The organism is Dokdonella sp. (assembly GCF_051958935.1).
GTDB lineage: Bacteria > Pseudomonadota > Gammaproteobacteria > Xanthomonadales > Rhodanobacteraceae > Dokdonella_A.
Map to the genome: position 1 here is coordinate 12525 of NZ_JBQCFP010000051.1, position 24129 is coordinate 36653.

Sequence of the window (24129 nt, forward strand, 5' to 3'; positions counted from 1 at the left end):
AGCTGATGGGCGCGGGCCAGCGTTTCGAAGTCCAGGTCGTCGCCCTGGACAAGTTCACGAAGACGTTCAGGAACCTGAACGACCAGGCGAGCCGCGCCGCGCGGCCGCTCGTGAACACGCATCGCCAGGTCGCGATGCTCGCGAAGGAGATGCACCTCGACACCATGGCCAAGGGCATGGGGAAGGTGTCCTCCGCAGCGCTGACGATGACGCGCACGATCGGACTGTCGCTGGGCCCCCTGGAGTCCGCGCTCGGCCTGGCGGGCGGCGTCGGCATCGTCGGCGCGCTCGGCGCGGCCGCGGTGGGCGTCGCGAAGCTCGGTGTCAACTTCGCGGCCTCCGGCTTCGAGATCGTGCGTACCTCGCAGGCCGTCGGCGTCTCGACGAAGTTCCTGCAGCGCATGCGCGGGGCCGCCAAGCTGGCGGGCGTCGAGGTCGGTGCCGTCGACGACACCATCCGCGGGCTCGGTGACACGCTGCAGAACGCGCGATTCGGCCGCGACCCGACCGCCTATGCCGTCCTGAACCGGCTGGGCATCGGCATCCCGATGAAGAATGGTCAGGTCGACCAGGAGGCGGCGCTGGAGGGCGTCGAGCGCGCGCTGGCGCGGATCTCCGACCCCCACGTGCGCGACGCGCTCGCCGACGCGCTGCACATCCCGCGCGAAGCGCTTCCGCTGCTGCTCCAAGGCGCCGACGCCGTCAAGGCGCTGGGCGACCGAGCCGAGAAGCTGGGCCTGGAGCAAGGGCCCGACTCGCTGAAGTGGTCGGTGGACTTCACGAACTCGCTGAACCGCATGAAGGCGGCCATCGAAGGGGTCGGCAACCAGATCGGCGCCTCGCTGGGACCGGCGGCGACATCGACCTTCGACCGCTTCGCCAAGGTGCTAGAGGATTCGAAGAAGGACCGCCTCGGCTCCGCGCTGAAGGGGGCTGGATCGTTCGCCTTTCTCTGGCCCAACCTCGTGGCGGACTGGTTCTCGGGTTCCAATCGCACGTCCGCTCAGTCGGTGGGCGGCGCCATCGGCGGCCGGCTCCATGCCGGGGCCTACGTGCCTGGCGAGGCCGCGTCCAGCGTGCCCGGCGCGGGCGCCGTCGTCCCCCGCAACAACCCCGGCAACCTCCGCTCGTGGCCAGGCATGCCCTCGGCCGGTGGGTTCGCGCAGTTCCCGAGCCCGCAGGCCGGCCTGCAGGCGATGGCGGCGCAGCTCGGGCTCTACGGCGCGCGCGGCAACGACACCGTGGCGGGGATCGTGGGCCAGTGGGCCCCGCCGTCCGACCACAACGACACGGCCGCCTACATCGCCGACGTCGTGAAGCGCACCGGCTTCGCGCCCGGCCAGCACCTCAACCTGGGCGATCCCGCGGTGCTGTCCCCGCTGATGGCCGCCATGGTGAACCACGAGCAGGGCCGCCAGCCGTTCTCCGGCCAGCAGTACGCCGACGCCGCCGCGGGCGCGCAGAAAGTCGCGATCGACGTGCACGTGCACGGCCTGCCGCCCGGCGCCACCGTGACCGCGCAGCAGCGGCTCGCATCCGCCGACGCGTTCACGCCGACCCGCATCGGCTACTCGATGCCCGCCGGGAGCATGCCGTGACCGTCGTCAGCGTCAACGCGATCAACGCCTCCGTCCAGGGCATCAGCAACTCGACGCAGGGCCTGTCCGACATCCTCGGCCGCCTGGCGACGGGATCGTTCCGCTCCCAGCTGCAGCCGGCGTCGTTCCGCGGCGTGCCCTTTGTGGTGACGTCGATCACGAACCGCTTCGGGCGCCGCAACGCCGTCCACGAGTACCCCTTCCGGGACGAGCCGTGGGTCGAGGATCTCGGCCGCTCCGCGCGCCGGTTCCAGATCTCGGGCTTCATCGTCGGCGACGACGTCATCGCGCAGCGCGCGCGCATGATCGCTGCGGTGGAGAGCCCGGGCGACGGTGCGCTGGTGCACCCGACGCTGGGGCGCATGCGGGTCGCGCTGATCGACTTCTCGACCGACGAGGACATCCGCGGTCGCGTCTTCGCCTTCACCTTCAGCTTCATCCGGCAGGGCCAGCGCCTGTACCCGGCGGCGACGCCCAGCGGCACCGACGCCGTCGGCGACGCCGCCGGCGCGGCAGACACCAGCGCGGCGGCCGCCTTCGCGCGGCGCGCGCTGGGCGCGCTGAGCGGCGGCGCAGCGGAGATCGACCAGGTCGCGAAGCAGGCGGCCGCGTTCTCCGCGCAGGCCACCCAGTACGCGAACGACGCGACGAGCCTGATCAAGCTCGCGGTGACGCTGCCGGGCTCCTTCGGGCGGCTGGTCGGCCTCGCTTCCGGGATCGCGACCGGCGGCGTGACCGTGGCCGCCCAGGGCACGACGATCGCCGACCTCACCGGCGCCGCCGCGGCCGCGCGCGAGGCCGTCGCGGTCGCGGCCGGCGCGCTGACAGCCGCCGCGCGCACGCTGAGCCCGAGGTCGCTGGGCACGTTCACGACCGCCGCACAGACGCTGGCCAGCGCCGTCCGCGCCGCGGCGTCGACCCCCGGAGACGCGCTGCGCAGCCTGGGCGCGCTCGCCGGGTTCGCGCCCGTCGGCGCGGCAGCCGGCGCGCAGCTCGTGGTGCAGGGCGCCGCGGCCGACGCGTTCCGGCGTGCGGCGCTGACCGCCATGGCGCGGGCCGGCGCCGACTACGAGCCGAGCTCGAGCAACGACGCGCTCGCCGCGCGCGCGCAGGTGCTGGCGGTGGTCGACGCGGAGATCGACGTCGCCGGCGATCAGGGCGACGACGACGTCTTCATGGCGCTGCGTGCGCTGCGCGCTGTCGTCGTGCAGGACCTCAACGCCCGCGGCGCCAGCCTGCCATCCCTGCGCACCGTCTCCGTCGCGGCGCCGCTGCCGTCGCTGGTGCTCGCCCAGCGGCTCTACCGGGACGCCAGCCGGGCCGACGAGCTCGTCGCGCGCGCGATGCCGAGGCATCCCGCCTTCATGCCGGTCACCTTCGAGGCCCTGAACGCATGACCGAGCCCGTCGATCCCGTCATCCAGAAGGTGACCGTCCGCGGCGCGGCTGCGCGCTCGGACGACGTCACCATCACGATCGACGGCCAGGTCTACGGCGGCTGGCAGGACGTCCGGATCACGCGCGGCGTCGAGCGGCTGCCGTCGGACTTCGACCTGCGGATGACCGACATCCACAACGTCGACGCCGACATGCTGCAGATCCTCCCCGGCAAGGCCTGCGTCGTGTCGATCGGGCCGGATCCGGTGATCACGGGATACGTCGACGTCGTCGCGCCGAGCTTCGACAAGGGCTCGCACGAGATCCTCGTCACCGGCCGTGGGAAGTGCCAGGACCTCGTCGACTGCAGCGCGGAGTGGCCCGGCGGCCAGATTGACGGCAGCTCCGTCCTCGAGGTGGCCCGCAAGCTCGCCGCGCCCTACGGAATCGAGGTCAACGCGCTGGACGACGACGGCGCCGCGATCCCGCGCCAGCAGCTCATGCGCGGCGAGACGCCCTTCGAGATCATCGAGCGGCTCTGCCGGTTCCGCCAGTTGCTGGCGTACGACGACTACGACGGCAACCTGCTGCTGGCGCGCACGGCTCATCGCAAGGGCGCTTCCGGCTTCCGTGAGGGCATCAATGTTCAGCGCGGCGGGGCGTGGTTCTCGATGCACGAGCGCTTCAGCGAGTACCAGTGCTTCTTCCAGTCGGTCGAGCCCCTGCTCGAGACGGGCGGAGGCGGGGACCTTGTCGGCTCGGTTGCCGACCCCTTCGTGCCGCGGCATCGCCGGCGCGTGATCATCGCGGAGATCGCCGGCGGCAACCTCGCCGCGCAAGACGTGGCCAAGGATCGCGCGACATGGGAGGGCGTGCGCCGGCTCGGCCGCAGCTTCGGGCTGCGGATCACGACCGATGCCTGGCGTGATGCTGCGCAGCTGCTCTACGAGCCCAACGTGCTGGTGCCCGTCGACCTGCCGACGCTGAAGGTGACGAACCGCCAGTGGCTGATTGCCGAGGTCACCTTCCGCAAGGGCGCCGAGGGCACGACGTGCGACATCGTCGTGATGCCGCCGCAGGCCTTCAACCCGTCGCCGCAGCTGATCTCGCAGCTCCCGGGCGAGTTCATGACGATCCCGCCCGGGTCGGGGAGGGCGCCTTGACCTTCCAGACCGTGTCCGCCCTGTGGCGCCGCCTCCTCCAGGCCATCGGCCGCGGCCGCATCACGCTGGTCGACGACAGCGGCGGCACGCAGCGCCTGCAGGTGCGGCTCGGCGCCGACGAGCTCAGCGACGACCGGCCGCGGCTCGCCGAGTACGGCTTCACGTCCGTCCCGCCCGATGGCACGGACGTCGTGATGCTGTTCATCGGGGGCGAGCGCAGCGGAGGCGTCGTCATCGCGACGAACAACCAGACCGTGCGCATGCGCGGGCTCGGCACGGGCGAAGTCGCCGTCCACGACGACAAGGGCCGCTACGTGCTGCTCTCGGCTGCCGGGATCACCGTGCACGGCGCGGACGACCCGGTGACCGTCGAGACGACCGCCGGGATCAGCGCGAACGCCGGCGGCGACGTCACCATCAGCGCCGGCGGCGACGCCAGCGTGACCGCCGCGGGCAGCCTGACGCTGCGGGCGCGGTCAATCTCGATCCAGGCGACGGAGACGCTCGCGCTCTCCGCCGCCGCCATCAACCTCACCGGGCCGACGGCGCTCAACGGCGACCTCGACATCAGCGGCGCGCTGCGGCAGGGCGGCCACGACCTCGGCGTCGACCACTTCCACGCCGACGGCACCCGCGGCGACGGCAACACCGGGACGGTCCTGACATGAGCGACATCGCGACGATCTATGCGATCGACCGCGGCGACTGGCAGCAGCTCGGACCCGGCCTGGCCGCCGGTAACGACCTCGCGACCGCCGTCGTCATCAGCCTCTTCACGGACCGCGTCGCGGACGCCGACGACGTCATCCTGGACGGCTCCGGCGACCCGCGGGGATGGTGGGGCGATGGCGATGTGCCCATCGGCTCGCGGCTCTGGCAGCTGGAGCGCTCGAAGAAGACGCAGGACACACTCGCGCGCGCCCAGAATTTCGCCCAGGAGGCCCTGCAGTGGCTCATCGACGACGGCGTCGCCGCGGCCGTCGACGTCTACGTCGAGTGGCAGGGGCAGTCCACGCTCGCGATGCAGGTCACCGTGATCAAGTCCGACGGCACACAGCAGACCCTGGCCTATGCCTGGGTCTGGGGAACCACCTGAGATGCCATTCGCACGCCCCACGCTCAAGCAGCTCCGCCAGCAGGTGCAGCAGGACATCGCGTCCGCGCTGCCCGGCTCCGACCCGCTGCTGCGGTTCTCGAACCTCGGGATCCTTGCCGACGTGCTCGCCGCGCTCGCGAACATGCACTACGGCTACCTCGACTGGATCGCGAGCCAGGGCGTGCCGTTCACCGCCACCGACGAGTACCTCGAGGCCTGGGCAGCACTGAAGAACGTCACTCGGAAGCCCGCGGCGGTGGCGTCGGGCACGATCACCTTCACGGGCACGAACGGCACCGTGCTCCCGAGCGGCACGCCGTTGCAACGCGCTGACGGCCAGCAGTACCTGACGACCGCGACCGGCACCGTCGCCTCCGGCAGCGTGACCGTGCCGGCTGCGGCGGTGGCCGACCACGCCGGGCTTGTCGGCGCCGGCGGGAACTGCGACGCCGGCGTCCAGATGACGCTGGCCAGTGCGATCGCGGGCCTGAACTCGACGGGCGTCGCCGCCACGGCATTCGTCGGCGGCGCCGACCTCGAGACCGACGACTCGCTGCGCGCGCGCATGCTGCTGGCCTATCAGCAGCCGCCGCATGGCGGCGACGCCACCGACTACGTCGAGTGGGCCCTGGCCGTGCCCGGCGTGACCCGGGCCTGGTGCGTGCCGAACGCGCTGGGCGTCGGCACTGTCGCCGTCTACACGATGTTCGACGCCGCGGAGGCGGCGCACAGCGGCTTCCCGCAGGGCACCGACGGCGTCTCGCAGCATGACGCCGGTCCGGACGGCCTGCCGAGGGCCGCGGTGGCCACGGGCGACCAGCTCACGGTCGCGGACGCGATCTTCGCGCTGCAGCCGGTGACTGCGCTGGTGTCCGCCAAGGCGCCGACCCCGCAGTCGATCCCGTTCGTGATCAGCGGCATCGCGGGAGCCTCCGCGGACACGCGCGCGGCGATTGCGGCGGCCATCGCCGCCGTCTTCCTCCAGTACGCGGCGATCCAGGCCGGCGGCTCCACGCTGAGCCTGAGCTACATCGAGTCGGCGATCGCCGCGGTGCCGAACACGACCGGCTTCGTGATCGAGTCGCCCACCGGCAACATCGTCAGCACCGGGTCGCAGCTGCCCGTCGTCGGCCCGATCACCTACGTATGAGCGCCCCCCTGCACCAGGCAGCGGACTACGCGGGCATCCTGCAGCAGCTGCTCCCGCGCGGGCGCGCCTGGCCGCGCGACCCCGACACGACGCAGGCGGCCACGATGCAGGGCCTCGCGCCGACCTTCTCGGCCTCGGACGCCGCCGCGATCGGCCTGCTGGTCGATCTCTTCCCGGCCACGGCCGTCGGCATGCTGGCGGAGTGGCAGCAGACGCTGGGTCTGCCGGGCCTGCTGGGCTACACCGGCTCCGACGTGCCCACGGAGCAGGCGCAAGTCGTCGCGGCGCTGGTCGACAGCGGGGGCCAGTCCGCGGCCTACTTCATCGCCCTCGCGGCCTCCCTGGGTCTCACGATCACGATCACCGGCTACCTCCCCGCCACGGTGGACAGCCCCGTCGACGCGCCGATCTACGGCATCGCGTGGGCACACGCCTGGCGCGTGAACGCCACCATCGACGCCGACTACAGCATCCTGCGCGTCCTGTTCGAGCGCTACAAGCCCGCGCACACCGCGATCGTGTGGGCGGTGCCCATCGGGCTGCTGCTCTCCGAAGAGACCAACCACCTGTTGACGGAGTCGGGCGACCGGCTCCTGCTGGAGTACTGACCCATGGACCGCGCCTTTGCCTCGAACGTCTCCGCGACGCCGCCCGCGATGGGGGCTGCCATCGGGTACCCGCAGGACGGAGATCCCTCGAGCGGCAAGCTGCCGACGACCCCGGGCGCCGGCTGGTTCCACGCCGTCACCGAGGAGCTCCGCGCCATCATCGTTGCCGGCGGCGGGACGCCGGACAAGAACACGCTGAACCAGGTCGAGGCCGCGATCGAGAACCTGATCTCGACGGCCGTCAACGCCGCGGTGGCGACGGTCGAGGCGGATTCGACGACGAAGGCGAACAACGCGCAGACCAACGCGATCTCGGCTGCCGCCGCCGATGCGACGACCAAGTCGAACAACGCGCGGACCGGCGCCGTCTCCGACGTCAACGCCGAGTTCACGGGATCGAACCGGTCCCTCGCGCTGCCCGGCTTCCAGAAGTTCCCCGGCCTGTCCGGAGCGCTGCTGCACCAGTGGCTGCAGTCGTCGGTGGCCGGCTCGACGTCGACCTCGGTGACGTTCCCGTTCGCGTTCCCGAACGGAATCATCGGCGTGCTCGCGGTGCCCACCGGCTCGACGCTGCCGTCGACGCCGGTCACCGTCGTCTCGCAGACGGCGGCTGGCTGCGTGATCGACTGCCAGAACAACGCAGACACGCCCGGGGCATTCCTCCTCGCGATCGGATGGTGACCACGATGACGACGTTCTTCGCGCCCTCGACGGGCGGCTTCTACTCCAGCGACCTCCACGGCGACAACGTGCCGCAGGACGCCGTCGAGATCGACGACGCGCTGCGGCTGCAGCTGCTTGCCGCGCAGGCGCAGGGCCAGCGCATCGTCGCCGGCGCGGGCGGCGTGCCCGTGGCGGAGGATCCGCCCGCGCCGACGCACGACCAGCAGGTCGCTGCGCTGAAGCGCGCGGTGCAGGCGCAGCTCGATTCCGTCGCCCAGGCCCACGGCTACGACGACATCGTTTCGGCGGCCAGCTACGCCGGCATCAGCGCGGTGCCCGCCTACCAGGCCGAGGGCGCCGCGATGGCCGCCTGGCGCTCCAACGTCTGGGCGGCCGCCTTTGCCGCGCTCGCCGGCGATCCGCTGCCGACGCAGAACGCGCTGCTCGGCGCCTTGCCGACCTACACGCCACCCGCGTAACGCGGCGGCGCTGTAACGGCGCGTACAAGCGCGCGTCCATACGATCGTCAGCATGGCCAGCCCCAACGTCGCCCGGATCACAGACTCGCCGTTCTTCAAGGCCGTCGGGCCGGTGTTCAACGCGATCCTCGCGGCGACCATCATCGGCGTCGGCACCCGGGTACTCGATCGCATGGACCGGATGGAGGCCTTCATGGCCGCCGCCCAGGCCGACAAGGCGACCATGGAGCTGCGGATGAAGCGCGCCGAGGCGCTGCTCGAGGCGGAGGACTCGGCGATCAAGACGCTGTCCGACGCGGTGATCCGCCTGCAAGACCGCCTCGACAACTTCGACCGGCCGCCGCGCAAGGACCGCGAATGATCAAGCTCATCCCGAACTGGCAGCGTGCCCACCGCATGCTCTCGATGCAGCTCTGGGCGCTGAACGGCGCCGTGCACTACGGCTGGTCGCAGATCGACGACGGCATCAAGGCGCTGATCCCGCACGGGCTCGCCGTCGGTGCCGCCGTGGTGCTGTTCGCGCTACCGATCGCCGCGCGTCTCATCGACCAGGGCGCCGTCACCGCGGCGCCGGAGGGCCCGAAGCCATGAGAACCACCGATCCGGAGCCGACCCCGCAGCGCGTGCTCGGCGAGAAGGTGCAGCGGCCCGCGCCGGCGGCGCCTGGCGACAAGCCGGTGCCCGGCGCGCAGTCCGGCATCGTGCGAGGCCCCGACGGCCGCCTGCGGACGACCACGCATCAGGAGGGCGGCCGGTGACCCCGCTGACGACCCACTTCTCGCTCGACGAGCTCGTCTTCTCGTCGACGGCGCAGCGCCTCGGCATCGACAACACGCCGACCGCCTCGGTCCGCGCCAACCTGCTGACGCTCGCGCTCGGGCTCGAGCAGGTCAGGGCGCTGCTCGGCGCGCCGCTGCACATCGACAGCGGCTACCGCTGCCCGGCCCTGAACCAGGCCGTCGGCGGCGTCGCGAACAGCGCGCACCTCTCCGGCTTCGCGGCGGACTTCGTGTGCGCGGACTACGGCTCGCCGCTGCAGATCGCCCGGGCCATCGCCGGCAGTGGCATCGCCTTCGACCAGGTCATCATGGAGTGCGAGTCGTGGGTGCACGTGGCCTTCGGGCCGACGCTTCGCCGGCAGGCGCTGACGGCGCGACTGGTCGGCGGGCAGATGACCTACGTGCCGGGGGTCTGAGATGCTGCTCGTCGCCGTCTTCCTCGTCCTCGCCGGACTGATTCTCTTCGCCGTCGGTGCGCTCGCGGGCGCCGATCCGGACGGGCGCGGTGCCCGCCTGATGCTGAAGCTCTGGGCGCTCTCCATCGTGGCCATCGTCGCCGGCGTCGCGCTCTTCGCCTGGTGGTGGCGGTCGCCATGACCAGCGAAGGCCTCGAGGAGGCCTCCGACCGCGCCGCCGCGGGCGTCACAGGCCTGCGCTTCATGGAGGAGCGCGCCGTCGAGTGGACCCTGGGCCACAAGCTTGCGCTCGTCGTGGCAGCCGCGATCGCGCTGCTGGCTGGCGTGCTGCTGGCGACCCGGCCGGTCGCACCCGTGCGCGAGGATGTCGCGCCGGCCCCGCAGGTGCAGCAGGCCGACGGTTCCGTGATCGCGCAGCGCGCGCCGGACGCGCACCCGGCGCCGCCGCGTCATCAGCTGCCGCGCGGCGCCGTCGAGGAGCGGCGCGAGCAGATCGTCGTCGCGCCCGCGCCAGCCGCCTCGACGGTCGAGGTCGACCTCTCGCTGGTGCGCCAGGGCGACGAGCGCCGCGTCGTCGCGAGCTCGCCCGACGGCCAGGTGCTGCGCGCCATCGACATCCCCATTGAGCCCGCCATGCTGCCGCCGCCCCCGCTGCCGTGGGCGGCCGGCCTCAGCTATCGCACCGACCGTGCCGTCGGCCTCTGGGTCGAGCGCGACATCGGGCACCTCCGCCTCGGCGCAGAGCTCGCGCGCGAGCCGAACGGCCGGGCCGAGGCCGAGGTGCGGGTCGGCTTGAGGTTCTAGGTCTGGGTGGCGCCTGCGCCCGTTCGACGGATCCCCGCAGGAGCCTTCAGCCCGGCCGCGTGCCGGGCTTTTCTTTGTCCGGCAGGAACGCCTCTGCCGGCTTGGCGCCGTGGTAGACCAGATCGCCGCGCTCGACCCACTGCCCCAGGTTCGCCGGTGCGACCAGCGCGCCGGGGTGAAGCCTCAGCTCGTCGGCCAGCGTGCGCTCGTGGGCAACACCCCAGCCGCGCATGAGCTCGCCGCTGTCGGTGGGAATGTAGAGGTGCGGCAGCCGGTCGATCGCGTCGAGCTCGCGGCTCGTGATCGCGCGCATGTCCTCGTCGGTGGCGAGTCGATTCGTGGACATGGTGGTTAGAAGAATCCGCCGGCGTTAGAAATATGGCCTGCCGCGAGATATTCGTTGCAGGCCATATTCTGTTTGCAAATCAATAACTTGAATGGTCGGGGCGACACGATTCGAACGTGCGACCCTCTGCTCCCAAAACAAACCCTGTGCGCACGTAAGAATGCGGGTTTGAGCGGGATTCTTCTAACGGCCGGACTATATCCGACCCGAGTATCCATGCGGCCTGGCAGACGAGCGTTAGAAGGATTTCAGCGGGTCGCCGAGGTCTTCCGGGGCTTGCGCCGGCGCACGTAGTCGGCGGTCTGGCCGGGCGTCGCGTGCGCGCCCATCGCGTTCGCCTCGTGCATGTCGGTGGCGCATTCCTTGTCGGTCAGCGCGGCCGCGCGGATGTCGCGCAGCATGAAGTGCAGGACGCCGGAGCGCTTGATCCCGTCCTGCCAGGCGTTCGAGGCCGCCTCGTAGGTCATCGGGAGCCCGTTGGCGTTCGTGAACAGGCGCGGGGTGACGATGCGCTGGTGCGCCGCCTTCTTCAGCATCCGCTCGGCCTTCAGCGCGCGCAACCGGGCAACGACCGCCTCGAGCCGCGGCGTCCAGCCGATGACGACGGCGCGGCCGGTCTTGTCGCGCCGGAAGAAGATCCCGTCGGCCCGGCAGTGCGGCTCGTCGGGCTGCATCGGGTCGAAGGCGTCGAGCAGCCGGATGGTGACGCCGACGTCCTGGCCGGTCAGGTAGAGCATCTCGATCAGGCAGGCCATCGCCATGCCGGTGCGAGTGCGCTTGCCGTCGCGTCCGTAGAGGCAGCCGATCTTCACTCGGCGGATCTCGCTCGAGCTCGGGCAGCGCGTGCGCGGCGGCGTGCGCATCGTGCGGATTGCCTCGACCGGGTTTGATCCGGCGGGCCGGCGCCCCTTGATTTCCGCGAAGCGCATCAGCTCGCGCAGCTGCGACCGGTTCGCGTTGTAGGTGCGCGGGGTCGCGCGGAATTGCTTCAGGAACTCGGCGCAGGCCGGTGTGTCGACCAGCTCGGGCAGCCAGAGCTCGAAGGTGTTCGCGATGCCCTTGTTGTAGTGCTTGAGCATCACCTGCGTCCTGGCACCGTACCGGGGCATCTCCTCGAGCTCCCAGTCGGCGATCAGGGCCGGCATCTTGCCGTTCATCAGGGCGGCGATCTCGAGCTCGCGCTTCTTCTCGGCCAGCGCGGCGAACATGGCCACGATCCCGGCGTCGATGCGCGACAGCTTGTGCCAGATCCGCTTCTTGCCGTCGGCGGTGACCAGGTAGTAGCGGCGCCCCTTCGCGAACACCCCGCGCGGCAGCTCGTCGCGGCTCATGCGACCCTTCTGAGCGGCAGCAGCGGTGGGCGCTCCGGCTTGGCGCCCGCGCCCGTGCCGCCGGCGCAGACGGCATCATAGTGCGCGCGCTCGAGCACCACGGCGCCCAGCGCGTTGCGCCGGGCCCGGTAGAAGCCCTGTGCGTGCAGCGCGGCCAGCTGCCGGCTGGGGTGCTTGTAGCCGGTCAGCCGGACCAGCTGCTCTGGGGTGAAGATGGGGTCGTCGAGCGTCGTCATTTCCCCAGGGCCTCATCGACGGCTTGGTCGAATGGACGAAGCCGCAGGCTGGCCGGCAGGTACAGCGGGTGCGCGGGCCAGCCCTTGCGCGTCACGCTGAGGCACATCGGCCGGTGGCCGGAGCGCCTGATCAACGGGAGCACGACCTGGGCTCGGGCGTCGGCCGCATCTCCGCCTGCCGCGCCCCAGGCGAGGCAGACCTCATCGGCGTCGCGCAGCGCGTGCTCGATGTGCGCGTCGTTGTCCGGTCCCACCGGGAAGCCGGCCCGGCGCAGGTCGGCCGGGGCTGTCGCACGGTAGGCGAAGAGGTTGACGACCTCGACGACGCCGAACCCGCCGTCGCGCGCGAACCCGATGCACCGGCGGATCGTCGGGTCGTCGACCACGGCGTCGGCCGTCGACGGGTTCAGCATGACGAAGAGCAGGCGCGCGCGTGCGGCGTCTTGCACGCGCTGGAGGCGGTAGCGGTAGCGGCCGCAGGAGGAGATGACGGCGCTCACGGTGCACTTCCCTCGGGCGGCTTGTTCCGGCACTCGACGCAGAAGCGGCGGATTCCCAGCGCCTCGCGCTTGCCGCAGCCGGCGCAGATATTGGTGCCGCCGATGTCGTGATACCGCTCGACTTCGCGCACCAGCTCGATAAGCGGATCGGGCCGCGCCATGGGTGGTTTCTGGAAGTTCTCCCACGAGTTCATTCGCGTCTGCACGAGATTGACGAGGGCGTGCGCCATCTCCTCCGTCAGCGGCTTGCGCGCCACCTCCCCGCCCGGCTTGCGGACGAGCGCCTGGGCGGCGCGGCAAGCGGCCCATGCTGCGGCCCACGTCGATGCTTCTGAGCGCCAGTCTCCGTCCGTCCATGATTGGCCGAAGTGCGTCTCGAAGGCCGAAATCATCCCAGGCAGAGGATCAGCGCGGTTGAACTTGTCCATGCGCGGGTCACGGCACGGCGGCAGCTCCGCATCACCGACAGGCGCGGCCGGGGCGCCGCAGTCCGCTGAGATCATGGCGCGCAGCGTGCGGATCTCTTCGTTCTTCGCAGCGAGGCAGTCCTGGAGGTGCTTGATGGTCTTGCCGTGGTCGACCGCCCCGCCGTCGCTCGCGCTGGTCTGCGCGGTGGGGGCTTCGGGAGCGGCGGCGATCGCGGCAGCCAGCGCAGCACGCGCGCCCGCGATGAAATGGGCATATTCCAGCTGGTTTTCCAGCGCGTCGACCATCGCTTCATCGGGCTCGATCGGCACGAGCTTGTAGCCGGCGGGGATCATTGGGCGTCTCCTTTCTTCGGACGCGTGAGCGTCGTCATGCGCGTGCTGCCAGGGAACAGCTTCTCCAGCAAGGCGATGTCACGGCGCGCGAGCGCGAACTGGCGCATGAAGCCGGTCTGCTTCTTCTTGGTCATTGGCCTTCTCCTTGTGCCGGGGTGGTGGCGAGAGCGGCAGCAGCGCGGCGCATCGCGTCTTCAAGAACGTCCTCGACCTTGAAGAAGCGGTAGTACATGGTCTTGAATCCACCAGCCCAATCACCTTCCTTCAGGCCGGCCGGGTCTTCGTCGATGTAGTCTCCTTCACGCTCCTGCCAGCAGGCCGGATAGGCTGCAGAACCATCGCGTCTCACGGCTACATGGGTGGCCCACGACGGCACCTTGACCCTGGCGGCAACCTCCAGCAGATCGCGATCGGTTTCACCCACGGTTCTCTCCTTGTGTCGTGCGAGCGGCGCGGAGGGCGTCACGGCCCGTTTTGAAGTAGACGGGCTCGTCGTTCCGATCGATGATGAACCACTCGTTGCCGCCGCCTTCGAGGACTTCGTTCGGGTGGCGGAGAAGCCAGTCCAGCAGCTCCGTGTCCTCGCTCCGCTCCCCCGCCTGGGCGGCCTGTGGGGCGGCGAGGGCGGCCTTCGCCTTGGCGAGCGAGGCCAACGCACCGGCGAGCAGGCCGTCACGCAGGCGCTTGTTCTCGCTGAGCGCGTCGTTGATCGACTCGCGCGCCGTCTCGATGTACGAAGTCACCTGGAGCGCCCGCGCCTCGACCTCCTGCGCAGGCTGGAGAGGGGCGGCCTTGCAGCAACCGCCGTCGGTCGGGGCATCTCCATCGCACTCGGGGTACGCGCAGCCAGCAGCCGCAACCATCGCATTCCAAAGCTCTTCCCACCGCCAGGTCACCGGCAGCGGATGGGCGAACTTGAAGCTCTCGTGATAGCGCTGTGCAGCTTCACCCATCGCGTGGGTGTACACCGGCCGCACCCCCGCATCGGGAGCCGGAGCGGCGAGAGCAGCGTCGATTGGGGCGCGAATCCTTGCGATCCAATCCTTGCTGTTTCCATTGCAGAGAGCCTCATCGCAGAGTTCGTCCAGAGCTTCGCGAGCGGGATCACGAGCCCGCGCCTGCCCGTCATCCACTGCGGCCGGCGCGCCGGCGAGGTAGGCCTCGATCCGCTGCGCGACCCACTCGCGCTTCGGCAGCGCTTCGTTGTTCAGCGCCAACAGGGCCTGCAGCAGCAACTGCCGGGGCGAATCGGTTCGGGTATCAGCCATGGACGGCCTCCTGTCGTTCGTACCTGGCCGAGACGATCACGAGCGCCTCGGCCTTGAGCTTGTCCTCCGCGACGCGCTGATCCAGCGTGCGCGGGCCATCGATCGGAACGCGGTGCGCGCGCGCGAACGCCTGATCGATCGCCGAGCCGACGTGCAGGACGTCGCCGATCGCGCGCCGGCCTGCCCGGATGTCGTCGAACTCGCCGCGGCTGCAGTTCTCGCGGACGACCTGCAGGAAGACGGCGGCGAGCTCGAGGGGCTCGACCAGCGCGGCCGGCGCGCGCGCCGCGTCCTCGCCGGCCCAGTCCCATCGCACGATGAAGTTCAAGAGCCAGCGCCGCTCCTGGCGGCTCAGCAGCCGCTGCAGCAGCGCCTCGGCGCCGCCGGTGGTCGGCAGGCGGTGGCGCGCGCACCAGGACTCGAACTCGGCGCAGAGATCGGCCTGGCGCGGCGTCGGGTCGGGGATCAGCGGCAGCAGCATCACGCGTCTCCCACGCTGGGCCGCGGGCGCCGGCGCTCGTTCCAGCAGCGCGCGGCCTCCTGCGGCGTGTCCTGCGCGCGCTGCGTCGCGCCGCAGGCGTAGCACTGGATCTGCCAGCGGCCCCGGGCCTCGACGAGCTTCGGGTCGAAGTGGATCGCCATCTCGTGGCCGGCGCCGAGGCCCCAGCCATCGCAGTGCGGGCAAGGCGCGAGCGTCGGCTCGACGGCGGCGCGGAGCTGGCGGAGCTCCTCGGTGGTGGCGGCGGTCATGCGTGGTGGTCCTCGGTGTTGAAGAAGCCCAGCCTCCCGGGCTCGGCACGGAACGGCAGCACGCGCGGGTCGGCGAGCAGGAAGCCGAAGAGGCCCGTGAACCACGGCGAAGAGCTATTGCGTACGCAGCCGACGATCTCGACCGAACCGATGATCCCGCCGCGCGCGAAGTCGTCGAAGCCCAGCGGGACGACCAGGCCGAAAGCCTCCTCGACGCCGGCGATCGCGGCGGCGAACTCGCGCTTCGTGCCGCCCTTGGACGCGTGGATCAGGCAGCGGCCGCGGAAGGGCGTCGTCCACTCGCGGTTCTCGACATCTTTGAAGATGGGCGGCTCGCCGTTGACCGGCACGCCGGTCACGATGAACGAGGCCCAGGGCTGGCGGATGCTGAGGGCGATCATGCGCACCTCCGGCGCAGCTCGGCGACGATCGACGGATGCGCGACCAGCCGACCTCCTAGCATCCAGGCGGTAGGGCGCCGCTCCTCGCGACGGCGCACCTGCCACCGCTTGCGGCGGCGGTGCCACGGCCCGACGCGGACGACGTCGAAGTGCACGACGGTCTCCATCGCGTAAGGCGACTCGACGATGTCGATGCCGACCGTGTCGCTGAGCCCCGCCTCCATCGACGCGACCGACTGCGGCCGCTGCACCGGGATGCCGAACATGAGGTCGTAGCGAAACGTCATCGCAGCGCGCTCCATAGGTTGAAGCCCTCGATCGCGATGGCGGCCAGGTTCAAGGGCCACAAGCCGTGCATGCCGCGCGCGGCCGCCAGCGCGATCCAGGCCATGCCGGCCACCAGATACCAGGCCGCGCCCGCGACGGTGGTCGAGCCTTCCCCCATGCCGGCGAGCGTCGTGAACGAGGCCAGGAGCTCCAGCAGCAGCCAGAAAACGCGCCGACGACGCGAAACGACCCCCAGCCGCGCCGCCGGCCGCACCACGCGCTGCGCGCGCTGGCGCTCGACCTCCGTGCCGAGGCGGAACATCTCGCGGGCGAAGCACATCGAGGTGCGGCGCTGGTCCGGCGTCATCTGCTCGAGGACGGGCGCGTGCGCGAGGCTCATCATCGCGAGCAGGCTCTCGCTGCTGGGCTCGAGGCGCGGAGAGGTGTCGACGGCGGCCATCAGTAGGTCTCTCCGAAGAAGAGGTAGGTGACCGCCGCGCAGATCGCCCACGCGAACGAGAAAACCAGGGCCAGGATGAAGGCGTCGCGGAAGGCCGCGTAGAGCGCGAGCACGCCACGCCAGATCAGGCGGAGGAGGGCGCGGGCGGTCATGCTTCCGACCTCCACGCCCGCCACAGGTCGCGCAGCAGTCGTTTCTCCATGTAGCGCTGCGCCCGTCGATGCCAGAGCATCTTCGTGCCGTCCGGCTTCTTCTGCTGCTCGTAGAGCTTGCGCCGCAGGTAGAGATCGCGGTACGGGCCCTGCTTCTTCAGCAGCGAGTCGCCGATCACGAACATGATCGAGCGACGGCGGGGGCTGTAGCCGGCCTCGATCGTTTTCGCGGCGTCGGTGAAGCACCGCTGCCGCTCGCCGGTCGAGATCAAGCCCAGCCCCATCCGCTTCCACAACTTCGCCGGGCCGGCGTAGTTCGACAGGTCACCGGCTTCGCCGATGATCTGCGACAGGCCCAGTGCGCCGAAGCCACTGACCGAGGCGACGAACTCAGCGCCAGGCGTCTGCAGGGCAAGCTTCGCCAGCATCCTCTCGGTACCCTTGGCGGCCTTCTCGAAGCTTGCCTGCGCATCCAGGGCAACAGACGCGATCGGCAGCACCGTCATCGCGAGACCAGCGAGTTCCCCGACCTGCAGAGCCTTGAACGCCGCATCGGCCATCGCCTCCTTCGCCTTTTTGTCGGCGCCGGTGTCCAAGGGCGTGAGACCAGCCGCTCGACGGCAGACCGACTTCACGCGGCGCGTCATGTCGCCGGCGCCGCGCAGATTGAACTCGCGCACACGGTGCAGCTCGCGGATTGTGGCGATGAGGGAAGGTTCGGCTACGCGTGCAAAGCGATCGAGGGTGTCACGGCGGTGATGGCCCGTCGCAGCCGAAGAGGGTTCGCAGTCGACCGGCAGACGGTCATTGGAGACCAAACCTTCCATGGCCATGGACTGCGAATTGGGTTCGTTGCCGGAGGCACGCTGGTTCTGGGTAAGGCTCGTGGTATGGCCGTCCAGCAACGAAATAGGGGGAGATGACGAAGACAGAGCCCTCATGGTCGACATCGAAGTCATGGTCATTCCGTCGTCTCCAAACTGGTGACGACCCCGGCTTCGGCCGCCATGCGGACGATGGTGGGCTCGTCGAAAATGTCGCGAACGCGCTTGCTGGCGTTCGGCATGCGGGCCGCGATGGCCTGCAGCCAACTTCCTCGCGCGGCGAACGCGCGGCTGTCGGCGAGGTAGCGCTTCGACTGGACTTCGAGGTCTGCGCGCCGGCAGTCCGCCAGCGGCACGCCGTTGATCGGCCACGACCAGAACCTGGAGGCAGCCTCGGCCATCGTCGTGGCGTTGAGCGGACGCGCGGCCGATCGAACTGCCGCCTGGCGCTGCGAGGTGCGCGCCGCCATCAGGAACTGGCGAGCCCACTCCAGCATGGCGCTCCGCTCGCGCTCGGCATACCAGGCCGCGTTCTCGACCCGGGAACGCTTCAGGAAAAGGGCCGCAGCTTCGCCCAGGTCGCCTCGACACTTGCGGTCGCATTCAACTGCCAGGGCCTCTGCGGAGAACGTCAGCGTGGCAGTGACTTCTCGCTTCACGACATCCGCTCCTGCAGGCGCTTCACGACGAACTCGGCGCACTCCTGCTCCAGGGCGGCAATGTTGCGCGCGCCGAGCGCGTCGTCATCACCGCACTCGGTCGCCACGTCGTCCATCGCCTTGAACATGACGGTCGCGCCGCCGTAGAAGGCGAGCTCCATGTCGCGGCGCTGCGCCTCGCCGGCGCGCTCCAGGCCCATCGCGCGTGCGAAGCCCTCGAAGTGCTGGGCGATGGTCTTCATGCCGCACCGCCTTCCTGCGCCCCGCGCTTGCCGCCGCGGCGCGCCGCCGGCACGGCCTCGGGCGTGAGCTCCGCCCGCCGGGCCGCGCGCAGGTACAGCGGCACCGCGGCGAGGTCGGGGTCGTTCGCGTGCGCGCGCTGCACCTGCTGGTACTTCGCGCCGCCGTCGATCGCCGGCTCATCGTCGACGACGAAGAACGCCGCCGGCTCGGCGCTCGCCATCACCGCGATCGCGTGCTCGGCGTCGGCGACCAGGTTGCCGGTGTCGAGGCCCGGGCAGACTGCGCCGATCAGGCGCATCAGCAGGCGGCCGTAGAGCTGGTCGGCCTGCGCCGCGTCGGGCGGCGGCGGCTCGACCTCGACGACGTCGCTGATGCTGACGCCGCTGGCCAGCAGTTCCGCGCGGATCTGGTCGCGCAGGTCGGCCATCGCGCGATCGGAGAGCCGGTCGACGACGTTGACCGGCGGCGGCAGGGTGCTGGCGCGGCCGCGGAGGAAGGGCAGCAGGCGCGCGACGGGCATCGATCCGACCTCGCGGTTCGCGCTGTAGAACGTGCCGCCGCTGGTCTGCCAGAGCGCACGGAGCTCGGCGTCGGACAGCTCCGGCGCCTGGGTGTCTTCGGTCATGGGATTCCTTCGTGCGGCGCGCGCGCATCACGCGCGCGGCCGTGGTGGGTGACGGTTCAGGTCTCGGCCGGCTCGTCGATCTCGATCGCCTCGCGAACGGTCTCGGGCGTCAGCCCGAAGGCCTGGGCGACCGCCGCGACCGCGTCGCTGACCGGCGCACGCGGCTCCAGCGCGCGGGCGCGCTCGAACGCGGCCTGCAGCCGGGCGACGGAGACGATCGCGGCGTCCATCAGTGCGCGGCGCCCGCGAAGGCCGCCGTCGCCGCCTCGCGCGCGGCCGCCTGCTGCTCCGCCTTCGTCGGCTTGCGCGCCGGCGGCCGAGGGGCGGTCTTCGGCGCCGGCGCGGCCGCCGCATTGGCCGCCTTGTCGGCTTCGAACGCCTCCGTCGAGCCGTCGATCGCGTCCTGCTTCACCTTCGGTGCCAGCAGGCGGATCTTGGTCTCCAGCTTCAGCAGCTCACGCAGCTGGCCGACCTGGACGGAACCGACGTGCTTCGACTGCAGGTGCATCATCACCTTGACGGTGCCGCCTTCCTTCGGCCAGATCCGGATGCGCTTGATCTCGATCTCGTCGACGACGATGTTCGAGTCGCCGCCGAGGCCGCGGTCGATGGTGAGCTCGTAGCCGACCCACTTCAGCGAGAGCGCGATCGGCGCCTGCAGGGCCGCCGTGCGCAGCACGGGCTTCTTCGAGACCTTCTGGATGCTGTCCAGGGACAGCTGCTTCTCCTCGGCCTCGCTCTCGATCTCGCGATACAGCATGTCGAGCAGCTCGGCGTCGAAGAGGTCGAGGACGTCGTTCGCACCTTCGTGCTCCACGACGATGTCCGTCGTGTGCACGATCTCCGCGCCCTTCTTGCGGGCGGGCAGCGAGAGGCCTGCCACCTTGACGGGCAGGAAGTTGGGGAGTTGGAACACGGACATCGAGGTCCCTTTCGAAGCGGTGGATCAAGGTGCGGCCGAACGGCGGCCGCGGGCCGGCGGCGCGAGGGTCAGCTCGGCCAGTGCTGGGTGAAGGCTTCGGCGACGCTTGCGGCGTCCGGGGCGGCGAGCTGCGAGCGCGCGAGGTCGACGATTTCGGCCGCGGCGTCCCGGTCAGGGGCGGTCTTGACCTGGTCGACCCACTCGGCGAGGACATGGGGCGATGCGGTGGGGCGCTGCTCCTGCTCCGCCTGGGGCGCGGGCGCGGGGCTCGCGGTCGCGTTCGTGCGCTTCGCGGTGGCGCGCGGCGCGGGCGCGCGCGAGACCGGCGCCGGCCCTTGCGACACCTGCTGCTGCACCGGCTCGGCTTGGCGCGCGGTGGCGGCGAATGCTTCGCCGCTGACCTCGAGGCTCTCGCTCGGGCGGTTCTCGATGACGGGCACGTCGTCGACATCCTGCAGCGCCGCGCGGGCGCGGTCGGGATTGGCCATGGCCTGCAGGTCGAGTGCGCCGACTTCTGCCTGGTCGTCGAGGCTGGCCGCGACAGCGAACGTGTCGCCGGCGGCGATCGGCAGCGCCTTCGCGTGCTTCTTGATCGCCGACTTCGTGGCCATGTCGTCTTCCCACATGACCCACGGCGTCTCAGCCAGGTTGCGCTCGGCGCGCGCGCGGGCCTCGTCATCTTGGGCCGTTTCGACCTTGCGCACGAGGGCGCGGTAGGTCTCGCTGCGGCCGCGGATCTTCATCAGCTCGTCCAGCGGAAGCACGATCGACGACTCGCCGCCGTCGCGGAGCTTGACGTAGGAGAAGGCGCCCAGCAGCGGGCCGCGATCGCGCAGCGCGGTCGCGTACTTCAGGAAGGCGTTGGAGCCGCGGAGGTGCTCGAAGACGTCGCCGTCGTGGATGGCGGCCGCGTCGAGCGACGAGATGTGCTCCGAGCGATAGGCGAGCGTCACGTAGCCGCGCGCGCCGACCTGGAACTGGCAGTCGACGACCGTCGTCCAGCGGCCGTTGCCGTCCTTCACCCGGCGCTCGTAGGGGATCAGGAAGGCCTGCTGCTGCACCGTGTTCGGCTCGAGGCCCAACGCGCATGCCGTCATCATGGCGCCGAGCACTGTCTCGGGGTCGCACTCCAGCAGCTTGGGCGTCTTCTTGACCGCGTTGATGCAGAGCCGCAGCAGGCGCTCCTTCGTCATGTACTTGCCGGCGACCGCCACAAGGCTCGCGGCGATGCGCGGGTCGTTCAGCAGGCGGTAGATCTTCGGCGTGCGGTCGGCCTTCTCGCCGGTCGCGGCTTCGCGCAGGGCGGCAGAGCTCATCGGGAATGTCCTTTCGGGGTTAATCAACCGCGGAACCCGCGGTTCGGCTGGAGCGCGCGCGCGGTGCCGCGCTCCGTGAAGAGCTCGACGAGCCCGGGGTGCTGGCGCCGCATCGCCGCGACGTTGACCTTCGACGTCTCGAAGCTGGCCATCGTGTAGGCCGGACGTCCCTCGATCGCGAGGGTCCGGTAGTCGCCGAGGTACTCCGCGACCTGCAGCTTCAGCTGCTCCCGCCGCGCGTCGAGGCGATCCATCTCGAGGCCGAGCCGGCGCAGCTCGCGCGCGGCCTCGGCCACCTCGGACGTCGCCTCGACGGTGCGGCCGTTGTCCTGCGGGTAGAGCTCGCGGATGTCGGCGTACTTGATCGGGTCCGGCGGCACGTCGGCGAGGACGTGGTTCTCCCAGAAGTCGACCGCGCGCTCGCGCATCGCGGGGATGGTGACCTCGTCGCGCGGGATCCAGTACAGCGCGACGTCGTCGAGGCCAATCAGCGCAGCGCAGAGGCACCAGCGGCGGCCGGTGATGCCGAGGCCCTGCATGAACTGCGCGGCGTAGTAGATCGGCACCGCGTCGGTGCCCTCGTCGCCCCAGGCGCGCCGCGCGAAGCCGGTCGCGGTCTTGCAGTCGGCCGTGATGAGCTCGTCCTCGAAGCGCACGTCCATTCCCGAGATCTCGGCCACGCCGGATACGCGGAGCTCGAAGTCGATCTCGGACGTCAGCCAGGGCAGCTCCGGGTCGAAGTAGCGCGCGTTCTTGGCGACGAGCTCGACATCGAGGCCGAGCTGCTGCACCTTGTCGATCGCCATCGCGCGGACGTAGGGCTCCAGCTTCTGGCCGCGACGCTTGATCGCGTCGCCGATGGGGTCGACCTTCGGCGGGCCGGCGCGGCCGGTCTTCTCGCGCCAGAGGTCGACTGGCGTCTGTCAGGGCGAGATGCCCATGACGGCCGCGATCTCCGATCCGCCGAGGGCGCGGCGCCTGTCGTGACGCGGGCGGCGCGCGGGGCGAGCGCGCGGGACCGTGTTGGCGTAGGCGGCGACCATCACAGCTCCCTGAGGGCGCGGGCATGCCCTTCGGCGAAGCCGGCGTGCCAGGCGTCCGCGTGCAGCGAGCCGGCGCGGTACGGACAGGCGCGCTCACCGCCGTCGGCGCGCTGCAGCAGCGCGGCCAGGCAGCCGTCGCGGTAGGTCTCGCTGCGCGCGGCACGGTGCGAGCCGAAAGACTGCTCGTGCACCTGGTGCGCGCGGGCGACGCGCTCGGCCACCTTCGGGTCGGCCGGCGCCTCGAGGTCGAGGGGCATCGTGCTCATTGCTGCGTCAACCCCTGTCCGTTGGCCGCGCCAGCCAGCGACGGACGCTCGCCGCGCTCGCGCGCGAGCGTGCGCTGCACGAGCTCGAGCACCTTGTCGGTGGTGTCGGCGCTGACGAAGACGTCCGCCTCTTCGTTGTCGTCGAAGCGGGCGATGAACGTCAGCTTCGCGCCGGGCGTGAAAAGGCGCTCGAGGCGCGTCAGGGCTTGGGCGATCGTTTCCGCCACGTATTCGACGGCGGCGCTCACGGCGTCACCCATCCCATCACGACCGCCATGTGCACGCCGGCGCGCAAGCCCGACACGAGCAGCCAGGCGCCGCCAACCGCGATCGCGCAGGTCAGCAGCGCGCGCGCGACGTCGCGGTTCACGGCCTGGTTCTCGTCGGCGACGTAGGGGTGGATCCGCGCGACGCGGCCGGTGGCCGGGATCGTCGGGCCGCGGCGCCGGCGCGCGTGATGCGCATGCGGCGGCGGCGCGACGTAGATGCCGGGCCGCGGCGTCGTGCGGTGGATCGGCTCGAGCTCCGGCATGCGCGTGAGCTCGGCGGGAAAGCGGATGACGGCCATCAGGCAACCCCCTGCAGGTCGCCGAAGTCGTCGACGACCGCATGCTGGTGCGGCAGGCGCCGCGTGGCGTGGATGTCGTAGCGCGAGATCGACCACAGGCCGGGCGCGCAGTGCGGCGCGTGGCGAGCGACGACGGTGTGCTCGTCGACCAGCATCGCCAGGCCGATGGCGCGGCGGCAGAGGCCGCGCTCGAAGACGTTGACGGTGGTCACGGGCGTACCTCCGTCGGCTCCGCGGCCTCGCGCCCGAGCAGCGCCGGGTCAGCGTCGTAGGTGGGCGCGCCGATGCGCTGCAGCATCTCGTCGACGGCGTCCTCGCCGGGGTCGCGGATCGGGCGCAGCAGGTCGTCGGCGATCGCGAAGCACGTGCCGGTGAAGGGCGTCCCGCACGGGAAGATCCCGGCCGTGCGGATCGGCTCGGCGATTCGCCACATCGGATTGCCGTTCGGCGCGACCAGCAGCTCCTCGCAGACGACGAGCAGGTCGCTGCGGATCGCGAGCGCGCGCTTGCCGCAGAGCGGGCAGGGCTCGAAGGCGCCGGGCGGGATGACGCGGGCGAGGTCGCCGGGTTGGCAGTTCATTGAGCCACCTCTTCAGTGGTCCGCTGGACCATGGCGAACACGCGGCCGGCCGCGCGCGCCATCGTCATCAGCGTGGCCTTGTTCTCGGCCCACCAGCGCACGGCGTTGCGGCCGTCCATCTCCGCGATGCGTCGGTCGTCGAAGGCTTCCCACTCGGCCAGCGAATGCCACTGGCAGCCGATGTTCATGTGCGTGTCGGTGATCGTGACCCAGTAGGGGGCGAGCTCGAGGTTGATGGGAGCCATCGAGCACGGGTAGCCGCCCACCGAGGTCAGCGCGGGCAGCTGCAGGCCCTCGGCGCCGACGTCGAGGGAGCCGCCCACCGAGGTCAGCGCGGGCAGCTGCAGGCCCTCGGCGCGGACGTAGAGGGAGCCGCCCACCGAGGTCAGCGCGGGCAGCTGCAGGCCCTCGGCGCCGACGTCGAGGGAGCCGCCCACCGAGGTCAGCGCGGGCAGCTGCAGGCCCTCGGCGCCGACGTA

42 protein-coding genes and 1 pseudogene are annotated in these 24129 nt (G+C 71.0%); 15 read left to right on the top strand and 28 right to left on the bottom strand.

What is annotated here, in order from left to right; genetic code table 11:
* The first annotated feature begins 5 nt into the window (after window positions 1-5).
* From ACTHK2_RS04475 to ACTHK2_RS04545, 15 genes are read left to right on the top strand one after another with little or no spacing between them, the layout of a single operon-like run.
* Window positions 6-1598, top strand: a complete 1593-nt coding sequence (locus ACTHK2_RS04475; RefSeq protein WP_440244494.1) for a hypothetical protein — start codon at window positions 6-8, stop codon at window positions 1596-1598.
* Window positions 1595-2995 carry a DNA circularization protein gene (locus ACTHK2_RS04480; protein WP_440244495.1) on the top strand — a complete coding sequence of 467 codons (1401 nt, stop codon included), beginning with the start codon at window positions 1595-1597 and terminating at the stop codon, window positions 2993-2995. Before ACTHK2_RS04475 ends, ACTHK2_RS04480 begins: the two co-directional genes overlap by 4 nt.
* Window positions 2992-4137, top strand: a complete 1146-nt coding sequence (locus tag ACTHK2_RS04485; RefSeq protein WP_440244496.1) for a phage baseplate assembly protein — start codon at window positions 2992-2994, stop codon at window positions 4135-4137. Before ACTHK2_RS04480 ends, ACTHK2_RS04485 begins: the two co-directional genes overlap by 4 nt.
* The gene (locus ACTHK2_RS04490; protein WP_440244498.1) at window positions 4134-4805 is read left to right on the top strand and encodes a phage baseplate assembly protein V; all 672 of its coding nucleotides are present in this window, start codon (window positions 4134-4136) and stop codon (window positions 4803-4805) included. The genes ACTHK2_RS04485 and ACTHK2_RS04490 overlap by 4 nt, the downstream gene beginning before the upstream one ends.
* Entirely contained in the window at window positions 4802-5233 is a 432-nt protein-coding gene (locus ACTHK2_RS04495) for a phage GP46 family protein (RefSeq protein ID WP_440244499.1), read from the top strand. Before ACTHK2_RS04490 ends, ACTHK2_RS04495 begins: the two co-directional genes overlap by 4 nt.
* A 1-nt stretch (window position 5234) precedes the next feature.
* Entirely contained in the window at window positions 5235-6383 is a 1149-nt protein-coding gene (locus tag ACTHK2_RS04500; RefSeq protein WP_440244500.1) for a baseplate J/gp47 family protein, read from the top strand.
* Window positions 6380-6991, top strand: a complete 612-nt coding sequence (locus ACTHK2_RS04505; protein ID WP_440244501.1) for a putative phage tail protein — start codon at window positions 6380-6382, stop codon at window positions 6989-6991. Before ACTHK2_RS04500 ends, ACTHK2_RS04505 begins: the two co-directional genes overlap by 4 nt.
* A gap of 3 nt (window positions 6992-6994) precedes the next feature.
* Window positions 6995-7672, top strand: coding sequence for a gp53-like domain-containing protein (locus ACTHK2_RS04510; protein WP_440244502.1), 678 nt, complete (start codon window positions 6995-6997; stop codon window positions 7670-7672).
* Between the two features lie 5 nt (window positions 7673-7677).
* Window positions 7678-8133: a hypothetical protein gene (locus ACTHK2_RS04515; protein WP_440244503.1), complete on the top strand. Its 456-nt coding sequence runs from the start codon at window positions 7678-7680 to the stop codon at window positions 8131-8133.
* Window positions 8134-8185: 52 nt separating this feature from the next.
* The gene (locus ACTHK2_RS04520; protein WP_440244504.1) at window positions 8186-8494 is read left to right on the top strand and encodes a hypothetical protein; all 309 of its coding nucleotides are present in this window, start codon (window positions 8186-8188) and stop codon (window positions 8492-8494) included.
* Complete coding sequence (locus ACTHK2_RS04525; protein WP_440244505.1) at window positions 8491-8724, top strand: hypothetical protein; 234 nt, start codon at window positions 8491-8493, stop codon at window positions 8722-8724. The genes ACTHK2_RS04520 and ACTHK2_RS04525 overlap by 4 nt, the downstream gene beginning before the upstream one ends.
* A complete protein-coding gene (locus ACTHK2_RS04530) occupies window positions 8721-8891 on the top strand; it encodes a hypothetical protein (protein ID WP_440244506.1) in 171 nt (56 codons plus the stop codon). The genes ACTHK2_RS04525 and ACTHK2_RS04530 overlap by 4 nt, the downstream gene beginning before the upstream one ends.
* Window positions 8888-9328 (top strand): D-Ala-D-Ala carboxypeptidase family metallohydrolase, encoded by a 441-nt coding sequence (locus ACTHK2_RS04535; RefSeq protein WP_440244507.1) that lies wholly within the window; start codon window positions 8888-8890, stop codon window positions 9326-9328. The genes ACTHK2_RS04530 and ACTHK2_RS04535 overlap by 4 nt, the downstream gene beginning before the upstream one ends.
* A gap of 1 nt (window position 9329) precedes the next feature.
* The gene (locus ACTHK2_RS04540; RefSeq protein WP_440244508.1) at window positions 9330-9509 is read left to right on the top strand and encodes a hypothetical protein; all 180 of its coding nucleotides are present in this window, start codon (window positions 9330-9332) and stop codon (window positions 9507-9509) included.
* Window positions 9506-10132 (top strand): hypothetical protein, encoded by a 627-nt coding sequence (locus ACTHK2_RS04545; protein ID WP_440244509.1) that lies wholly within the window; start codon window positions 9506-9508, stop codon window positions 10130-10132. The genes ACTHK2_RS04540 and ACTHK2_RS04545 overlap by 4 nt, the downstream gene beginning before the upstream one ends.
* Window positions 10133-10178: 46 nt before the next feature.
* Here the strand turns inward: ACTHK2_RS04545 and ACTHK2_RS04550 are convergent, their stop codons facing one another.
* From ACTHK2_RS04550 to ACTHK2_RS04685, 28 genes and pseudogenes are all read right to left on the bottom strand, one after another.
* Window positions 10179-10478, bottom strand: coding sequence for a hypothetical protein (locus tag ACTHK2_RS04550; protein WP_440244510.1), 300 nt, complete (start codon window positions 10476-10478; stop codon window positions 10179-10181).
* 248 nt (window positions 10479-10726) lie between these two features.
* The gene (locus ACTHK2_RS04555; protein WP_440244511.1) at window positions 10727-11809 is read right to left on the bottom strand and encodes a hypothetical protein; all 1083 of its coding nucleotides are present in this window, start codon (window positions 11807-11809) and stop codon (window positions 10727-10729) included.
* A complete protein-coding gene (locus tag ACTHK2_RS04560; protein ID WP_440244512.1) occupies window positions 11806-12045 on the bottom strand; it encodes a DUF4224 domain-containing protein in 240 nt (79 codons plus the stop codon). Before ACTHK2_RS04560 ends, ACTHK2_RS04555 begins: the two co-directional genes overlap by 4 nt.
* Window positions 12042-12545 (bottom strand): DUF1643 domain-containing protein, encoded by a 504-nt coding sequence (locus ACTHK2_RS04565; protein ID WP_440244513.1) that lies wholly within the window; start codon window positions 12543-12545, stop codon window positions 12042-12044. Before ACTHK2_RS04565 ends, ACTHK2_RS04560 begins: the two co-directional genes overlap by 4 nt.
* Window positions 12542-13306, bottom strand: coding sequence for a hypothetical protein (locus tag ACTHK2_RS04570; RefSeq protein WP_440244514.1), 765 nt, complete (start codon window positions 13304-13306; stop codon window positions 12542-12544). The genes ACTHK2_RS04565 and ACTHK2_RS04570 overlap by 4 nt, the downstream gene beginning before the upstream one ends.
* Window positions 13303-13440, bottom strand: a complete 138-nt coding sequence (locus ACTHK2_RS04575) for a hypothetical protein (protein WP_440244515.1) — start codon at window positions 13438-13440, stop codon at window positions 13303-13305. The genes ACTHK2_RS04570 and ACTHK2_RS04575 overlap by 4 nt, the downstream gene beginning before the upstream one ends.
* On the bottom strand, window positions 13437-13730 hold the full coding sequence (locus ACTHK2_RS04580) for a hypothetical protein (RefSeq protein WP_440244516.1): 294 nt from the start codon (window positions 13728-13730) through the stop codon (window positions 13437-13439). Before ACTHK2_RS04580 ends, ACTHK2_RS04575 begins: the two co-directional genes overlap by 4 nt.
* Window positions 13723-14574 (bottom strand): hypothetical protein, encoded by an 852-nt coding sequence (locus tag ACTHK2_RS04585; RefSeq protein WP_440244517.1) that lies wholly within the window; start codon window positions 14572-14574, stop codon window positions 13723-13725. Before ACTHK2_RS04585 ends, ACTHK2_RS04580 begins: the two co-directional genes overlap by 8 nt.
* Complete coding sequence (locus ACTHK2_RS04590; RefSeq protein ID WP_440244518.1) at window positions 14567-15055, bottom strand: hypothetical protein; 489 nt, start codon at window positions 15053-15055, stop codon at window positions 14567-14569. The genes ACTHK2_RS04585 and ACTHK2_RS04590 overlap by 8 nt, the downstream gene beginning before the upstream one ends.
* Window positions 15055-15324, bottom strand: a complete 270-nt coding sequence (locus tag ACTHK2_RS04595; RefSeq protein WP_440244519.1) for a hypothetical protein — start codon at window positions 15322-15324, stop codon at window positions 15055-15057. The genes ACTHK2_RS04590 and ACTHK2_RS04595 overlap by 1 nt, the downstream gene beginning before the upstream one ends.
* Window positions 15321-15731, bottom strand: a complete 411-nt coding sequence (locus tag ACTHK2_RS04600) for an ASCH domain-containing protein (protein WP_440244520.1) — start codon at window positions 15729-15731, stop codon at window positions 15321-15323. Before ACTHK2_RS04600 ends, ACTHK2_RS04595 begins: the two co-directional genes overlap by 4 nt.
* Window positions 15722-16012 (bottom strand): hypothetical protein, encoded by a 291-nt coding sequence (locus tag ACTHK2_RS04605; protein ID WP_440244521.1) that lies wholly within the window; start codon window positions 16010-16012, stop codon window positions 15722-15724. Before ACTHK2_RS04605 ends, ACTHK2_RS04600 begins: the two co-directional genes overlap by 10 nt.
* The gene (locus ACTHK2_RS04610; protein ID WP_440244522.1) at window positions 16009-16452 is read right to left on the bottom strand and encodes a hypothetical protein; all 444 of its coding nucleotides are present in this window, start codon (window positions 16450-16452) and stop codon (window positions 16009-16011) included. Before ACTHK2_RS04610 ends, ACTHK2_RS04605 begins: the two co-directional genes overlap by 4 nt.
* Entirely contained in the window at window positions 16452-16604 is a 153-nt protein-coding gene (locus ACTHK2_RS04615) for a hypothetical protein (protein WP_440244523.1), read from the bottom strand. Before ACTHK2_RS04615 ends, ACTHK2_RS04610 begins: the two co-directional genes overlap by 1 nt.
* The gene (locus ACTHK2_RS04620) at window positions 16601-17563 is read right to left on the bottom strand and encodes a hypothetical protein (RefSeq protein WP_440244525.1); all 963 of its coding nucleotides are present in this window, start codon (window positions 17561-17563) and stop codon (window positions 16601-16603) included. The genes ACTHK2_RS04615 and ACTHK2_RS04620 overlap by 4 nt, the downstream gene beginning before the upstream one ends.
* A 2-nt stretch (window positions 17564-17565) precedes the next feature.
* On the bottom strand, window positions 17566-18087 hold the full coding sequence (locus ACTHK2_RS04625; protein ID WP_440244526.1) for a hypothetical protein: 522 nt from the start codon (window positions 18085-18087) through the stop codon (window positions 17566-17568).
* Window positions 18084-18329, bottom strand: a complete 246-nt coding sequence (locus ACTHK2_RS04630) for a hypothetical protein (RefSeq protein ID WP_440244527.1) — start codon at window positions 18327-18329, stop codon at window positions 18084-18086. The genes ACTHK2_RS04625 and ACTHK2_RS04630 overlap by 4 nt, the downstream gene beginning before the upstream one ends.
* Window positions 18326-18955: a hypothetical protein gene (locus ACTHK2_RS04635; RefSeq protein ID WP_440244528.1), complete on the bottom strand. Its 630-nt coding sequence runs from the start codon at window positions 18953-18955 to the stop codon at window positions 18326-18328. Before ACTHK2_RS04635 ends, ACTHK2_RS04630 begins: the two co-directional genes overlap by 4 nt.
* A 56-nt stretch (window positions 18956-19011) precedes the next feature.
* Window positions 19012-19185: a hypothetical protein gene (locus ACTHK2_RS04640; RefSeq protein ID WP_440244529.1), complete on the bottom strand. Its 174-nt coding sequence runs from the start codon at window positions 19183-19185 to the stop codon at window positions 19012-19014.
* Window positions 19185-19877, bottom strand: coding sequence for a hypothetical protein (locus ACTHK2_RS04645; protein ID WP_440244530.1), 693 nt, complete (start codon window positions 19875-19877; stop codon window positions 19185-19187). Before ACTHK2_RS04645 ends, ACTHK2_RS04640 begins: the two co-directional genes overlap by 1 nt.
* 68 nt (window positions 19878-19945) lie before the next feature.
* Window positions 19946-21193 (bottom strand): recombinase RecT, encoded by a 1248-nt coding sequence (locus ACTHK2_RS04650; protein WP_440244531.1) that lies wholly within the window; start codon window positions 21191-21193, stop codon window positions 19946-19948.
* Between the two features lie 23 nt (window positions 21194-21216).
* A pseudogene (locus ACTHK2_RS04655) lies at window positions 21217-22101 on the bottom strand (hypothetical protein); the annotation flags it as partial.
* A gap of 134 nt (window positions 22102-22235) precedes the next feature.
* Complete coding sequence (locus ACTHK2_RS04660) at window positions 22236-22502, bottom strand: hypothetical protein (RefSeq protein ID WP_440244532.1); 267 nt, start codon at window positions 22500-22502, stop codon at window positions 22236-22238.
* The gene (locus ACTHK2_RS04665; RefSeq protein ID WP_440244533.1) at window positions 22499-22750 is read right to left on the bottom strand and encodes a hypothetical protein; all 252 of its coding nucleotides are present in this window, start codon (window positions 22748-22750) and stop codon (window positions 22499-22501) included. Before ACTHK2_RS04665 ends, ACTHK2_RS04660 begins: the two co-directional genes overlap by 4 nt.
* On the bottom strand, window positions 22747-23070 hold the full coding sequence (locus ACTHK2_RS04670; protein WP_440244534.1) for a hypothetical protein: 324 nt from the start codon (window positions 23068-23070) through the stop codon (window positions 22747-22749). The genes ACTHK2_RS04665 and ACTHK2_RS04670 overlap by 4 nt, the downstream gene beginning before the upstream one ends.
* Window positions 23070-23282 carry a hypothetical protein gene (locus tag ACTHK2_RS04675; protein WP_440244535.1) on the bottom strand — a complete coding sequence of 71 codons (213 nt, stop codon included), beginning with the start codon at window positions 23280-23282 and terminating at the stop codon, window positions 23070-23072. The genes ACTHK2_RS04670 and ACTHK2_RS04675 overlap by 1 nt, the downstream gene beginning before the upstream one ends.
* Window positions 23279-23650 (bottom strand): hypothetical protein, encoded by a 372-nt coding sequence (locus tag ACTHK2_RS04680; protein ID WP_440244536.1) that lies wholly within the window; start codon window positions 23648-23650, stop codon window positions 23279-23281. Before ACTHK2_RS04680 ends, ACTHK2_RS04675 begins: the two co-directional genes overlap by 4 nt.
* A partial coding sequence (locus tag ACTHK2_RS04685; RefSeq protein WP_440244537.1) for a hypothetical protein occupies window positions 23647-24129 on the bottom strand: 483 nt, incomplete at its 5' end. The genes ACTHK2_RS04680 and ACTHK2_RS04685, both read right to left, overlap by 4 nt.

What these genes read in the sequence shown, in the direction of transcription:
- ACTHK2_RS04645 (WP_440244530.1), bottom strand. Translation starts at nt 19,877, where the DNA reads ATGTCCGTGTTCCAACTCCCCAACTTCCTGCCCGTCAAGGTGGCAGGC.
- ACTHK2_RS04615 (WP_440244523.1), bottom strand. Translation starts at nt 16,604, where the DNA reads ATGACCGCCCGCGCCCTCCTCCGCCTGATCTGGCGTGGCGTGCTCGCG.
- ACTHK2_RS04545 (WP_440244509.1), top strand. Translation starts at nt 9,506, where the DNA reads ATGACCAGCGAAGGCCTCGAGGAGGCCTCCGACCGCGCCGCCGCGGGC.
- ACTHK2_RS04585 (WP_440244517.1), bottom strand. Translation starts at nt 14,574, where the DNA reads ATGGCTGATACCCGAACCGATTCGCCCCGGCAGTTGCTGCTGCAGGCC.
- ACTHK2_RS04475 (WP_440244494.1), top strand. Translation starts at nt 6, where the DNA reads ATGGGCGCGGGCCAGCGTTTCGAAGTCCAGGTCGTCGCCCTGGACAAG.
- ACTHK2_RS04670 (WP_440244534.1), bottom strand. Translation starts at nt 23,070, where the DNA reads ATGGCCGTCATCCGCTTTCCCGCCGAGCTCACGCGCATGCCGGAGCTC.
- ACTHK2_RS04530 (WP_440244506.1), top strand. Translation starts at nt 8,721, where the DNA reads ATGAGAACCACCGATCCGGAGCCGACCCCGCAGCGCGTGCTCGGCGAG.
- ACTHK2_RS04550 (WP_440244510.1), bottom strand. Translation starts at nt 10,478, where the DNA reads ATGTCCACGAATCGACTCGCCACCGACGAGGACATGCGCGCGATCACG.
- ACTHK2_RS04520 (WP_440244504.1), top strand. Translation starts at nt 8,186, where the DNA reads ATGGCCAGCCCCAACGTCGCCCGGATCACAGACTCGCCGTTCTTCAAG.
- ACTHK2_RS04660 (WP_440244532.1), bottom strand. Translation starts at nt 22,502, where the DNA reads ATGAGCACGATGCCCCTCGACCTCGAGGCGCCGGCCGACCCGAAGGTG.
- ACTHK2_RS04610 (WP_440244522.1), bottom strand. Translation starts at nt 16,452, where the DNA reads ATGGCCGCCGTCGACACCTCTCCGCGCCTCGAGCCCAGCAGCGAGAGC.
- ACTHK2_RS04560 (WP_440244512.1), bottom strand. Translation starts at nt 12,045, where the DNA reads ATGACGACGCTCGACGACCCCATCTTCACCCCAGAGCAGCTGGTCCGG.
- ACTHK2_RS04505 (WP_440244501.1), top strand. Translation starts at nt 6,380, where the DNA reads ATGAGCGCCCCCCTGCACCAGGCAGCGGACTACGCGGGCATCCTGCAG.
- ACTHK2_RS04635 (WP_440244528.1), bottom strand. Translation starts at nt 18,955, where the DNA reads ATGACCGAAGACACCCAGGCGCCGGAGCTGTCCGACGCCGAGCTCCGT.
- ACTHK2_RS04590 (WP_440244518.1), bottom strand. Translation starts at nt 15,055, where the DNA reads ATGCTGCTGCCGCTGATCCCCGACCCGACGCCGCGCCAGGCCGATCTC.
- ACTHK2_RS04570 (WP_440244514.1), bottom strand. Translation starts at nt 13,306, where the DNA reads ATGATCCCCGCCGGCTACAAGCTCGTGCCGATCGAGCCCGATGAAGCG.
- ACTHK2_RS04495 (WP_440244499.1), top strand. Translation starts at nt 4,802, where the DNA reads ATGAGCGACATCGCGACGATCTATGCGATCGACCGCGGCGACTGGCAG.
- ACTHK2_RS04630 (WP_440244527.1), bottom strand. Translation starts at nt 18,329, where the DNA reads ATGAAGACCATCGCCCAGCACTTCGAGGGCTTCGCACGCGCGATGGGC.
- ACTHK2_RS04515 (WP_440244503.1), top strand. Translation starts at nt 7,678, where the DNA reads ATGACGACGTTCTTCGCGCCCTCGACGGGCGGCTTCTACTCCAGCGAC.
- ACTHK2_RS04680 (WP_440244536.1), bottom strand. Translation starts at nt 23,650, where the DNA reads ATGAACTGCCAACCCGGCGACCTCGCCCGCGTCATCCCGCCCGGCGCC.
- ACTHK2_RS04605 (WP_440244521.1), bottom strand. Translation starts at nt 16,012, where the DNA reads ATGACGTTTCGCTACGACCTCATGTTCGGCATCCCGGTGCAGCGGCCG.
- ACTHK2_RS04500 (WP_440244500.1), top strand. Translation starts at nt 5,235, where the DNA reads ATGCCATTCGCACGCCCCACGCTCAAGCAGCTCCGCCAGCAGGTGCAG.
- ACTHK2_RS04640 (WP_440244529.1), bottom strand. Translation starts at nt 19,185, where the DNA reads ATGGACGCCGCGATCGTCTCCGTCGCCCGGCTGCAGGCCGCGTTCGAG.
- ACTHK2_RS04595 (WP_440244519.1), bottom strand. Translation starts at nt 15,324, where the DNA reads ATGACCGCCGCCACCACCGAGGAGCTCCGCCAGCTCCGCGCCGCCGTC.
- ACTHK2_RS04575 (WP_440244515.1), bottom strand. Translation starts at nt 13,440, where the DNA reads ATGACCAAGAAGAAGCAGACCGGCTTCATGCGCCAGTTCGCGCTCGCG.
- ACTHK2_RS04620 (WP_440244525.1), bottom strand. Translation starts at nt 17,563, where the DNA reads ATGACTTCGATGTCGACCATGAGGGCTCTGTCTTCGTCATCTCCCCCT.
- ACTHK2_RS04650 (WP_440244531.1), bottom strand. Translation starts at nt 21,193, where the DNA reads ATGAGCTCTGCCGCCCTGCGCGAAGCCGCGACCGGCGAGAAGGCCGAC.
- ACTHK2_RS04525 (WP_440244505.1), top strand. Translation starts at nt 8,491, where the DNA reads ATGATCAAGCTCATCCCGAACTGGCAGCGTGCCCACCGCATGCTCTCG.
- ACTHK2_RS04485 (WP_440244496.1), top strand. Translation starts at nt 2,992, where the DNA reads ATGACCGAGCCCGTCGATCCCGTCATCCAGAAGGTGACCGTCCGCGGC.
- ACTHK2_RS04555 (WP_440244511.1), bottom strand. Translation starts at nt 11,809, where the DNA reads ATGAGCCGCGACGAGCTGCCGCGCGGGGTGTTCGCGAAGGGGCGCCGC.
- ACTHK2_RS04510 (WP_440244502.1), top strand. Translation starts at nt 6,995, where the DNA reads ATGGACCGCGCCTTTGCCTCGAACGTCTCCGCGACGCCGCCCGCGATG.
- ACTHK2_RS04540 (WP_440244508.1), top strand. Translation starts at nt 9,330, where the DNA reads ATGCTGCTCGTCGCCGTCTTCCTCGTCCTCGCCGGACTGATTCTCTTC.